Source organism: Phyllobacterium sp. K27, assembly GCF_054796155.1.
On record NZ_CM139240.1, the window covers coordinates 2,574,082 to 2,586,380 of the forward strand.

At 52.1% G+C, this 12,299-nt stretch carries 11 protein-coding genes; 1 reads left to right on the top strand and 10 read right to left on the bottom strand.

Annotated features, from left to right (window positions below):
• Positions 1–307: 307 nt before the first annotated feature.
• The 9 genes from lon to ACYJL1_RS12625 form a co-directional block, all read right to left on the bottom strand.
• Positions 308–2,728: an endopeptidase La gene (gene lon, locus ACYJL1_RS12585; RefSeq protein WP_460895699.1), complete on the bottom strand. Its 2,421-nt coding sequence runs from the start codon at positions 2,726–2,728 to the stop codon at positions 308–310.
• A 328-nt stretch (positions 2,729–3,056) separates the two neighbouring features.
• Positions 3,057–4,331 carry an ATP-dependent Clp protease ATP-binding subunit ClpX gene (clpX, locus tag ACYJL1_RS12590; protein WP_008120789.1) on the bottom strand — a complete coding sequence of 425 codons (1,275 nt, stop codon included), beginning with the start codon at positions 4,329–4,331 and terminating at the stop codon, positions 3,057–3,059.
• A 217-nt stretch (positions 4,332–4,548) separates the two neighbouring features.
• Complete coding sequence (locus tag ACYJL1_RS12595; protein ID WP_460895700.1) at positions 4,549–5,178, bottom strand: ATP-dependent Clp protease proteolytic subunit; 630 nt, start codon at positions 5,176–5,178, stop codon at positions 4,549–4,551.
• 147 nt (positions 5,179–5,325) lie between these two features.
• Positions 5,326–6,429, bottom strand: a complete 1,104-nt coding sequence (locus tag ACYJL1_RS12600; protein ID WP_460895701.1) for an NAD(P)/FAD-dependent oxidoreductase — start codon at positions 6,427–6,429, stop codon at positions 5,326–5,328.
• 56 nt (positions 6,430–6,485) lie between these two features.
• Positions 6,486–6,830, bottom strand: coding sequence for a cupin domain-containing protein (locus ACYJL1_RS12605; RefSeq protein WP_460895702.1), 345 nt, complete (start codon positions 6,828–6,830; stop codon positions 6,486–6,488).
• A gap of 4 nt (positions 6,831–6,834) precedes the next feature.
• Positions 6,835–8,118, bottom strand: a complete 1,284-nt coding sequence (locus tag ACYJL1_RS12610; RefSeq protein ID WP_460895703.1) for an O-acetylhomoserine aminocarboxypropyltransferase — start codon at positions 8,116–8,118, stop codon at positions 6,835–6,837.
• A 243-nt stretch (positions 8,119–8,361) separates the two neighbouring features.
• Positions 8,362–8,886 carry a CoA-binding protein gene (locus ACYJL1_RS12615; protein WP_460898031.1) on the bottom strand — a complete coding sequence of 175 codons (525 nt, stop codon included), beginning with the start codon at positions 8,884–8,886 and terminating at the stop codon, positions 8,362–8,364.
• Positions 8,887–8,891: 5 nt separating this feature from the next.
• On the bottom strand, positions 8,892–9,716 hold the full coding sequence (locus ACYJL1_RS12620) for an enoyl-CoA hydratase (RefSeq protein ID WP_460895704.1): 825 nt from the start codon (positions 9,714–9,716) through the stop codon (positions 8,892–8,894).
• A gap of 32 nt (positions 9,717–9,748) precedes the next feature.
• Entirely contained in the window at positions 9,749–10,294 is a 546-nt protein-coding gene (locus ACYJL1_RS12625; RefSeq protein WP_460895705.1) for a hypothetical protein, read from the bottom strand.
• Between the two features lie 92 nt (positions 10,295–10,386).
• Here ACYJL1_RS12625 and ACYJL1_RS12630 point away from each other — a divergent pair, with 92 nt between their 5' ends.
• The gene (locus ACYJL1_RS12630) at positions 10,387–10,803 is read left to right on the top strand and encodes a PaaI family thioesterase (RefSeq protein ID WP_460898032.1); all 417 of its coding nucleotides are present in this window, start codon (positions 10,387–10,389) and stop codon (positions 10,801–10,803) included.
• 201 nt (positions 10,804–11,004) lie between these two features.
• Here ACYJL1_RS12630 and mbfA read toward each other — a convergent pair whose 3' ends face one another.
• On the bottom strand, positions 11,005–11,988 hold the full coding sequence (gene mbfA, locus ACYJL1_RS12635) for an iron exporter MbfA (RefSeq protein ID WP_460895706.1): 984 nt from the start codon (positions 11,986–11,988) through the stop codon (positions 11,005–11,007).
• Positions 11,989–12,299 lie beyond the last annotated feature (311 nt).

Genomic DNA, 12,299 nt, shown 5'->3' on the forward strand with positions numbered 1-12,299 from the left:
GGCCTCGCAGCTGGCTTGGATTGGTTTGATTTGGGGAAAATCCGGCATTCGTGAATGCAACACTCCACCGAACAGCAACCTCTTTGATCGACAATCCACATTGTTGTCGATCGCCTAGAGATGCACAAGATCACATACCTCGGCGATTCGCCTGGGCATGTTTCATCGCCGCCGACTGGCACGACGCTGTTTCCACCGCGCTGGAAGGCACAGCAGGCCGTCAGCGTGCGTCAGGGCTTGGAGGATAGCCTAGGAATCAAAAAGGCCGGGCAATGGCTTACCCGGCCTTTTCTGAGCTTGTCAGATGCTAATGCGCGATCTGTGCAGCGGCGTCATCTTCGACGGCAGGCGTCGGAACATGAGCCGGTTCAGTCCACTCAATCGGTTCCGGTTGGCGTACCAAAGCATGCTTGATAACTTCGTTTGCATGCGAAACCGGAATGATCTCAAGGCCGTTCTTCACATTGTCCGGAATTTCCGCCAGATCCTTGGCATTTTCCTCCGGAATGAGAACTGTCTTGATGCCACCACGCAAGGCAGCCAAGAGCTTCTCTTTCAGCCCGCCGATAGGTAGCACCCTGCCCCGCAAGGTGATCTCACCAGTCATGGCAATGTCTTTGCGAACCGGGATACCAGTCAGTATCGATACAATGGCTGTCACCATCGCAATACCGGCTGATGGGCCATCCTTCGGCGTAGCACCTTCCGGCACATGCACGTGGATATCACGGCGATCAAACAAAGGTGGCTCGACTCCGAAATCAATGGCTCGGGAGCGGACATAGGATGCCGCCGCCGAGATTGATTCCTTCATCACATCACGAAGATTACCTGTGACAGTCATACGGCCCTTGCCGGGCATCATGACGCCTTCAATGGTCAGCAATTCGCCGCCCACCTCAGTCCAGGCAAGCCCTGTAACCACACCAACCTGATCTTCGCCATCGATCTGGCCAAAACGGAATTTCTCGACACCGAGATAGTCATCAATGTTGGCTGCCGTCACCTTCACTGATTTCTTCTTGGACTTCAGAATCTCCGTGACTGCCTTGCGAGCAAGCTTCATCAACTCACGTTCAAGACTACGGACGCCGGCTTCCCGCGTATAACTGCGGATAATAGCCCGGATGGCATCCTCAGAGACCGAGAACTCCTTCGGCTGCAGAGCGTGATCGCGGATTGCCTTGGGCAACAGATGCCGTTTGGCAATTTCCAGCTTCTCATCTTCGGTGTAACCGGCGATACGAATGATCTCCATACGATCCATCAAAGGACCTGGAATGTTCAACGTATTGGCAGTCGTTACAAACATCACATTCGAGAGATCATATTCGACCTCAAGATAGTGATCCATGAAGGTTGAGTTCTGTTCCGGATCGAGCACCTCGAGCAATGCGGAAGATGGATCACCACGGAAATCCTGACCCATCTTGTCGATTTCATCGAGCAGGAAGAGTGGATTGGACTTCTTTGCCTTCTTCATCGACTGAATGACCTTGCCGGGCATGGAGCCAATATAAGTGCGGCGGTGACCGCGGATTTCAGCCTCATCACGCACGCCGCCTAGCGACATACGGACATATTCGCGGCCGGTTGCCTTGGCAATCGAACGGGCCAGTGACGTCTTGCCAACACCGGGAGGACCAACGAGGCAAAGGATCGGGCCTTTGATCTTGGTCGAACGAGCCTGCACTGCCAAATACTCGACAATACGGTCCTTGACCTTGTCCAAACCATAATGTTCGGCGTCCAGCACTTCATCCGCAAGGTTGAGATCGTTCTTGACCTTCGACTTCTTGCCCCATGGAATGGACAGCAACCAGTCGAGATAATTGCGAACAACCGTTGCCTCAGCAGACATCGGGCTCATCTGACGCAGCTTCTTGAGCTCGGCATTGGCCTTTTCACGAGCTTCCTTCGAAAGCTTCGTCTTTTTGATGCGGTCCTCCAGCTCGGCAGCTTCGTCACGACCGTCTTCGCCGTCACCAAGCTCCTTCTGAATGGCCTTCATCTGCTCGTTCAGATAGTATTCGCGCTGGGTCTTTTCCATCTGACGCTTGACGCGTGAACGGATACGCTTTTCCACCTGTAGAACCGAAATTTCAGACTCCATAAACGACATCGCCTTTTCCAACCGTGCACGCACGGAAAGAATGGACAGCATGTCCTGCTTCTCAGGAATCTTGATTGCCAGATGCGACGCAACCGTATCGGCGAGCTTCGAATAATCCTCGATCTGACCGGCGGCACCAACAACTTCAGGCGAAATCTTCTTGTTGAGCTTTACATAATTCTCAAAATCCGACACCACAGAGCGGGCCAGCGCCTCAACCTCAACCGGATCCTCTTCGGGCTCAACCAGCGTCGTGGCATTGGCTTCATGATAGTCTGTGCGATCGCTGAAACTTGTAATCTCAGCGCGAGCAATACCTTCCACCAGCACTTTGACTGTACCGTCCGGCAATTTCAATAATTGCAAGACGTTGGCGATTGTACCAACCGTATAGATAGCGTCGGCTTGGGGATCGTCATCCGCAGCGTTTTTCTGTGTGGCAAGCAGGATTTGCTTGTCGACGCCCATCACTTCCTCCAGTGCGCGAATTGACTTTTCGCGTCCAACGAAGAGTGGGACGATCATGTGAGGAAAGACAACGATATCGCGCAACGGCAAAACGGCATAAAGCCCGCTCTCACCACCCGCCAGTGTCTTCTTGCTTGCAACCGTCATTTCTATGTCCTTTCTCAGGCCATTCGGCCAGATCACCGCGTCCGGGTACCCTTTGGTTGCATGGTTTTCCGAAAATGGAAGGGAAAGAACTCCAATCCCGGGTTCATGCTAGAGCGGCGTACTACCAGTTATGCGGCTTATCTATTACTTGGAGTGGCGACTCTTCCGTTTCAAGTCACCAGATTCCAAGCATCTTCACAGAATCGTAATCTATCCTGCGCTCCGGATAGATGGAGCGCAATCTTTTGCGACGCCGTACACAGTTTTGAAAACAGAAAAGCTCCGCACGACGCGGAGCTCCTCGTTATTTTGCGCTATTTCCGAAGAGTTACGCGGAAACATTGCCTTTTTCTTCCTTGCGTTCAGCATAGATATAAAGCGGGCGTGAATTGCCCTCTACCACATCGCCCGAGATGACAACCTCCTGAACGCCATCAAGCGTCGGCAGTTCGTACATCGTATCAAGCAGGATTTTCTCCATGATCGAGCGCAAACCACGAGCACCTGTCTTGCGAGCGATCGCGCGCTTTGCGATTGCCTTCAATGCATCCTCATGGAACGTCAGTTCGACATTTTCCATGTCGAACAAACGCTGATACTGCTTCACCAGAGCATTCTTTGGTTCGGACAATATTTGCACCAGAGCGACCTCATCGAGATCCTCCAACGTTGCAATAACAGGCAGACGACCCACAAATTCGGGGATGAGACCGAACTTTAACAGATCCTCGGGCTCAAGTTCACGGAAGATTGCGCCAACACGGCGATCATCGGGTGCTTTGACTGCTGCGCTGAAGCCAATCGACGTCTTTTCACCGCGAGCGGAGATGATCTTGTCGAGCCCGGCAAATGCACCACCACAGATGAACAAAATATTCGTCGTATCCACCTGCAGGAATTCCTGCTGCGGATGCTTGCGGCCACCCTGCGGCGGCACGGAAGCGACAGTACCTTCCATGATCTTCAGCAGAGCCTGTTGAACGCCCTCGCCCGATACGTCACGCGTGATGGAAGGATTGTCCGACTTGCGGCTGATTTTGTCGACCTCATCAATATAAACGATACCGCGCTGCGCCCGTTCGACATTGTAGTCGGCGGACTGAAGCAGCTTCAGAATAATGTTTTCGACATCTTCACCGACATAACCCGCCTCCGTCAGCGTCGTCGCGTCTGCCATTGTAAATGGCACGTCGATGATGCGGGCAAGCGATTGCGCCAGATATGTTTTGCCGCAACCGGTAGGACCAACCAAAAGGATGTTGGATTTCGCCAGTTCGACTTCATTGTTTTTCGATGCGTGGGCCAACCGCTTGTAGTGGTTATGGACCGCGACAGATAGAACACGCTTGGCATGGTTCTGACCGATGACATAATCATCCAGAACAGCCATGATTTCCTGCGGCGTCGGGACGCCTTCACGAGATTTCACCATCGAGGATTTGTTTTCCTCGCGGATGATGTCCATGCACAATTCCACGCATTCATCGCAGATGAAAACAGTCGGACCCGCAATCAACTTGCGAACTTCGTGCTGGCTCTTCCCGCAAAACGAGCAATAAAGCGTATTCTTTGAATCGCCGCCGCCGTTGCTGACTTTGCTCATTGCAGTTTCCTTTCAGTATCGACCCCTCCACTTCCGGGGGCCGCCACTCCCTTTGGTTGGAAGTGATTCGATCAATTATTGGTAGAATAAGCTCCGCAAACTCACCAATAACTTAACGTAGCGTCTGCTCGCCTCTATGCAAGCCGCATATGTGGCAGAAAATCCCCACTTGGGTCAAAAAAAGTTCATTTTTGACCCAAGCGAGCAATTTAGCCGATTACTTTGTCTCGCCTTCAACCGCCGCACGCGATTCAAACATCTTGTCGACCAATCCGAAATCAAGTGATTCCTGCGCCGTCATGAAGTGATCGCGGTCCAACGTACGCTCGATTGTCTCGTAGTCCTGACCTGTATGTTTAACATAGATCTCATTGAGGCGGCGCTTCATTTTGATGATATCCTGCGCATGACGCTCAATATCCGAAGCCTGCCCCTGGAAACCACCGGATGGCTGATGAAGCATGATACGGGCGTTCGGAAGAACGAAACGCATATCTTTTTCGCCAGCGGTCAGCAGCAACGACCCCATTGATGCAGCCTGACCAAAACAAAGGGTCGATACGGCGGGGCGAATGAACTGCATGGTATCGTAAATCGCCATGCCTGATGTTACCACACCGCCGGGCGAGTTGATGTACATATTGATTTCTTTTTTCGGATTTTCCGACTCAAGAAACAGCAACTGCGCGCAAATCAGCGTCGCCATTCCATCTTCGATCGGTCCGGTAATAAAAATAATGCGTTCTTTTAGCAGGCGTGAAAAGATATCATAGGCCCGCTCGCCCCGATTGGTCTGTTCGACGACCATTGGAACAAGATTCATAGCTGTTTCGATTGGATCTCTCATCGGTGGGCCTCAGCTTTTAAGAGAATACGGGGCGGGTACCGCCTCAGATTCGTGGAACAAGGATTCGTTACATAGGGTGTTGGCACCCGTTTCCGCAAGATGTTCGCGCCAGGATGCCGGTTCAATATCGAGGCAAATGGCCCGAGATCAGTGCGTTTCGGCTCTCAACCAACGCTTTAACAGTGGTACGTCACCATTCTCGATGGTCTGCGCGATCCGTCGGCCAACTGCTGCGCCAAACTTGTAGCCGTGCCCTGAGCAGGCCGAAACAACGAGGCATTTGCCCATTTCTGTCGCAAAAAAGCGTTCATCGGAGGTGAAAGTGTAAGCGCAGGTGACAATGTTGGTAACGCGGTATTCGGCAAGACGCTTTAAAGGCGGCGCGAAAAGATCACGAATAGCTTCACCTTCCCCATCGACCGGCACGCGATCAAGGTCAGCACTGGGTGTCTCGCGCTTGTGAAGGCCGGAGCCAAACTTCAAGCCACCACCGCCACTTGGGGGGAGAATATAGCCGTCTGTACGCCCACCGACATCAAGAACCACAGGAGACGCATCCCATGCGGCTTTTAGGTCTGCTGGAGGTTCAAGATAGACAACGGCAGTGCGATAAGTTGTTAAATGCGCAGTGATGTCCGGAAACAACTTCGTGACCCACGCACCAGCCGTCACAATGACCTTGTCCGCTATGATCTTTGAGCCATCTGAAGTGGTAACGCCACCATTTTCAGTATCGACGGCGATAACTTGCGTATTTTCAAGGACTTCCGCACCATTTTCACGCAGCCAACGCAGCATGTCAGTTGCGATCTTCTTGCAGTGCAAAGCCCCACCTTCCGGCGAGAAGAACGCATATTTAAACGTCCCCTCTTCCAGATAAGCATAGCGCTTCAAAGCTTCAGCAGGATCATATATTTCAATGGGATAGCCGCCATGCTCCAGGCCTTCCCGATATTCTTCTGCTTCGTCCCCAGCCTCGCGTGATACGGCGATAAAGCCGCGTGAATCCAGATGGACAGCACCAATATCCGCCCACAATTCGTCCCACGCCTCATAGGCTTCGGAGATCGCATTGGCATAGCCGCCAGCAGCGCCATAGGCGCGCCTTATAATACGGTGATGATCGCCCGATGCGGCCAGTGGATTGGGAATAGCACCTTGTTCAACAAGGGTAACGGAATGCCCCGCCTTGGTCAAAGACCAAGCCGTTGACAGGCCGCCAATACCCGCGCCGACGATTGTGATTTTCATGATAAGACTCTGTTTTTACTGAATTTCAGCGAAGCTAGCGAACCTGTTATCATTCGTCAAAGTCTTATCACATATTCTTTGCGCGTGGTTTCAAGCACTTCCCAAGTTCCGCGAAAACCCGGACGCAACACGAAACTATCGCCAGCTCCAATATGCCACTCCTCACCGTCATCCTCGGCAATAATCGATCGCCCGGAAAGGATGTGGCAGTACTCCCATTCATCATAAGCGATGCGCCATTTGCCGGGCGTAGCCTCCCAAATCCCGGCATAAATACCACCGTCAGATTCATCGCAGTTCCAGGTTCGGAACTGCGGATCACCGGAAATGATGCGATCCGGATTCGGCGCGCCGTGCTCTGGGTCGATGGCACCAATATCTATTTTAACAAGTTTTTTCATAGGCTTACACTTTTGCTAGGGCCTGATCCAGGTCAGCGATAATATCTGCGAGGTTCTCAATACCAATCGACAGGCGCACAACGTCTGGGCCAGCGCCAGCAGCTGTCTTCTGCGCGTCGCCCAATTGACGATGGGTGGTTGAGGCCGGGTGAATGACCAGCGACTTTGTATCGCCAATATTTGCCAAATGCGAAAAAAGCTCAAGATTTTCAACCAGCTTCACACCCACATCATAACCACCTTTCAGGCCGAATGTGAAAACAGCACCGCCGCCATGGGGCGAATATTTCTTTTGAAGCGTATTATAAGGATCATCCGGCAATCCCGCATAACTCACCCAACTGACTTTCTCATGAGATTTCAACCACTTCGCGACTTCAAGCGTGTTATCGACATGACGCTGCATGCGCAGGGGCAAAGTCTCAATACCAGTCGCAATCAGGAATGCATTGAAGGGTGAAAGAGCTGGACCAAGATCGCGAAGGCCAAGAACCCGCGCAGCAATGGCAAAGGCAAAATTGCCAAAAGTCTCGTGCAGAACAATGCCGTTATATTCCGAACGAGGTTCGGAAAGCAGTGGGTAATTGCCAGACTTCGACCAGTCAAACGTGCCGCCATCAACGATGACGCCGCCCATGGAATTGCCATGGCCACCGAGGAACTTCGTGGCGGAATGTATAACAATATCAGCACCATGCTCGATTGGTCGAATGAGATAGGGTGATGCCAAAGTGTTGTCTACGATGAGTGGAATACCGCGCTTATGGGCAATTTCCGCAATAGCGGAAATGTCGGAAATGATACCGCCCGGATTGGCAATGCTCTCAATGAAAATTGCACGCGTGCGCTCGTCGATCTGAGCTTCAAAAGCAGCTGGATCCGTGCCGTCAGCCCAGCGAACGCGCCAGTCAAAAGACTTGAATGACTGACCGAACTGATTGATCGAGCCGCCGTAAAGCTTGTTGGAAGCAACAAAATTGTCTCCAGGTTGCATCAGCGTGTGGAAAACCAAAAGTTGCGCCGCATGACCTGATGCAACCGCGAGTGCAGCGGTGCCGCCTTCAAGTGCTGCAACACGTTCTTCCAATACAGCATTGGTTGGATTGGTAATTCGCGTGTAGATATTGCCGAAGGCCTTGAGGCCAAAGAGAGAGGCAGCGTGATCAGCATCGTCGAAAACGAAAGCAGTGGTCTGGTAGATCGGAGTGGCTCTCGCCCCGGTTGCCGGATCCGGTTGTGCTCCGGCGTGAATCGCCAATGTTTCAATTCCGGGTGCGCGATTTGCCATATTCTATTTCCTCCAAAGCAGTTGATGGAGGCAAGCTATGGGATAGTCTGCCCCCCGCCAAGGAAAGATTTTTCAATCCGCACAATTTGGTAGCCTCAACCGACCACAACTAAATTGCATCTTTAGATTTTAATTCTTCAGTCATTTTCAGCGATTTTTCTGCGAAACACCTACGTCTTGCAGTAAAATCCATTTCGTCTCGCCAACGCGCTTCAGAACATCGAGCAGGTCGGAGCTGTCCGCTCACTTTGACCGGTTTAAGCCAAAACTTTGAAAGCCTTTTCCCAAGACAGGTTTTTTGGAAGAAAGCACCCGCGAGTTCACCCCGCTCCATCCGATCTCACCACAAAGGCGCGCATATTCGATTTTCGGGCAACGGTTCATGACCACCTGAATTCCACTTGCCTCCGCTTTTCGCGCAGCTTCATCATGACGTACCGTAAGTTGTGTCCAGATGACTTTCGGCAAAGGGTTTAACGCCAGAATTTCATCGACAATGGCAGGGACAGCATCGGAAGCACGAAACACATCGACCATATCAATGGGATCGGGAATATCCGCCAAACGCGCATAGGCCATTTGCCCGAGAATTTCCTTGCCTGCTTGTCCCGGATTAACAGGGATAACTTTATAGCCCTTGGCCAAAAGATATTTCATTACAAAGAAGCTCGGCCTCACTTCATTGGCTGAAGCACCCACCATGGCGATAGTTTTAACAGACGAGAGAATGCTGCGAATATAATCGTCGGGATAATGGTCGTGATCCATAAAGCTCACTCGCCCGTCCATTCTGGTTTACGCTTTTCAATAAAGGCGCTGATGCCCTCTTCGGCATCTCGGGCCAGCATATTTTCGACCATGACCTGCGCCGTGTAATCATAGGCGCTTGCAAGGTCCATTTCCGCCTGCTTGTAAAATGCTTCCTTGCCGATTTTTAGCACCAAAGGTGATTTGGCAGCAATGGCTTGCGCATATTTCCTGACAATCTGATTCAGATATTCCTGTGGCACGACCCGGTTAACCAACCCGAACTCTCGCGCAGTGGAAGCATCAATTGTTTCGCCGGTCAGCAGCATTTCCATGGCCTGTTTGCGCGATACGTTGCGTGACAGTGCAACCATCGGCGTCGAACAAAAAAGTCCGATATTGACACCCGGCGTACAGAAGGTCGATTTGTCCGAACAGACAGCAAGATCACATGAGGCGACGAGCTGACATCCCGCAGCAGTTGCAAGTCCGTCAACGCCTGCAATCACTGGCTTTGGGTGGGTTACAATCGCCTGCATCAACTCGGCACAAAGGCGCATTGTCTTCTCGAAGAAGGCACGACCGCGATCATCATCCGGGCGATGGCTCGAAAGCTCTTTAAGATCATGACCGGCGGAGAATAATTTCAACGATGAATCGATAATGATAACGCGAACTGTCTTGTCTTCCCTCGCCGATTGAAGATGTTCCAACAGCAATTGCATCATCGCAATCGAAAGAGCGTTCGCCGGAGCGTTCTGCATTGTCAGACGCAAAATGCCTTCTGACAACTCATAGCCGACAATAGGACCGGTCGACCCTTCCTTGCGGATGGCGTGCACTTCTCCCATGGGATTCCTCGTTATTTATCAGGCGTCATTACTTATTGTTGTCGTGCCCATTGATTATAGAACGGCTTCAACGAGCGCAAATGACGCTCTACAATCACGATGTTTTGCAGTGATGGTCTGGAATTTTGAACCTGGGTCAGACCGCTTTTCAATCCGTTGATGGCTTCTGCTTTTTGCTCTGGAGATAGATTAACCATCGTGGGGATCGACGCAATCGCCTTTTCCACTTCCTGTTGCGGCTGTGGATGGGTGGCCCAATGATAGGTCACCATGATCGTGTTGTTTGTGTCGAGCCAATCGGCATAGCTGGCAAAACCAAATTCTTGCGCTTTCGCATCAAGTATTGCAATCCGGCCGGATGCTTCGCCGTCGTCATCAAGTTCGAGCGCTGTGGCGGCAACGGGTGCATAGCCATAAAGGAAGCGGGTCACAAGCTTCTCATTCAAGGCCACGGCCCGCTCCGGCAATTGATAACGCTCGATGACGGGCGCCAAGGGAGGCGGAGGCCGCGTGGCAAAAAAACCTGCATATCCCACGGTGAGCAAAACAGAGGTGACAACTATTCCTGGCGGCTTCATAAAACGGCCCATCCTTGCAAAGATCAAGCAGCCTCAATAGTAACAGCCTAAGTGTAAACAAAACAGCAAGGGAGGCGATATTGGCCGTAAGAATGGATGTAAAAGCCCTATCCGCCTTTCTGGAAACTGAGTTTCCGCAGGTTAACACGGATGGCATTGCTTACACAGTAACCGACGCTGCTGACGGCTATGCTGTGATGCGGCTAGACCCGACAGTGAAGCACCTACGCCCCGGCGGCACAGTTTCGGGGCCAACCCTGTTTGCACTGGCTGACATCACTGCATATGTCGCCATTCTTGCGCAAATTGGTCCTGTCGCTCTGGCGGTAACAACCAATCTCAATATCAATTTCCTGCGCAAACCGGAGATCGGCCCGGTGGAAGCCAAAGCCACGCTGCTGAAACTCGGCAAGCGTTTGGCCGTTGTGGATATTGCAATCACCAGCGTGACCAGCGGCGAGCTTGTTGCCCATGCAACGGCAACCTATTCAATCCCGCCACGAGGCTGATGCTCGCCTCAAATTTTCTGCTTTGCGTGCTTCGCCCTTCGGCAAGCTCAGGATAGCTCAGCATGAGGGAAGTTAATGATTGCAGTATTTTCCACATAACAGAATAGCACCTCCATTCAATCAGACCACCTCCCTCATGCTGAGCTTGTCGAAGCACGCACTCCCTTCATGCCAAAAGTTCTTTAGCTCTCCGATAGAGCGTCACGCGTTGCCGATCAATATGCCCGTGGCCAGCACCAGACTGCCACCGAGCACGACCTGAATTGCAGCGCGGAAGAATGGCGTTTCCATATATTTGTGCTGGATAAATGCAATTGCCCAAAGCTCAACGAAGACCACCAGCGCGGCGATCACCGTTGCGGTCCAGAAATTCGTGATGAGATAAGGCAGGGCATGACCGAGACCGCCGATCGCGGTCATCAGACCACTGGCAAGACCACGCTTGAGCGGTGAACCGCGCCCGGACAGTTTGCCGTCATCATGTGCCGCCTCAGTAAAGCCCATGGAAATACCCGCACCAAGCGATGCAGACAGGCCGACGAGAAACGTCTGCCAGGTATCCTGCGTGGCAAAGGCGGCGGCAAATATTGGAGCGAGGGTGGAAACTGAACCATCCATGAGACCAGCCAGACCTGGCTGGACATAGGTCAACAGGAATTGACGACGCTCCGTTTGCCTTTCCTCCTGCTGCACATCAAGAGGCGCATGTTGCAGGCCAAGGCGATGCGCGAGCGATTCATGGGCTTTTTCGGCAGCAGCCAGATCGCCCAGCAATTTACGGGTCGAGGCATCGGTGACGAGTTTTGTTGCCTCCATATAAAAACGATAGGCCTGCCCCTCCATGGTTTCAGCCATCTCCCTCACCTTGTCGATTCCAAGCGGACGGACGAGCCAGTCAGGCTTGCGCTCAATATAGCCACGCACATGCTCGCGGCGGATCAATGGAATGCGACTGCCAAATCGCTCGATATGCAGATCGATGAGTGCCTGACGATGCCTGTTTTCCTCCTCCGCCATATCCTCGAACACTTTGGCGCTTTGCGGAAAATCATCACGCAAGCCATCGGCATAGGCGAGATAGATGCGCGCATCATCCTCTTCAGAGGAAATGGCAAGGGCGAGAATTTGCTGTTCCGAAAGAGAGGAGAGATCGTGGCGACGGTTACCAAAGAAACGGCTGAGCATAGCAAACATCTAGATTAGAATAATTCTAAACTATGGGATTTGAGGTGGGATTTCAAGGTAGGCGCTAGTTATCTCCCCCCATTGCGGGGGAGAAAGTGATTTCAGCATCTTAGCTCTTGCTAAGTGCTAGAAATCACAAGAGAGGGGATAGTGCACGATGAGTCAGAATAGTCCCCTCTCTTGGATTTTCTATGGATTAAGCAAACAAAGCTAAACCCAAGAAAATCCCTACGGGCGAGCCACGGGTCTCGCCGCCTTCGGCCTCCCACAAGGGGAGAGATAATCGGCATCGCCGGTTGTAGCACTCTCGG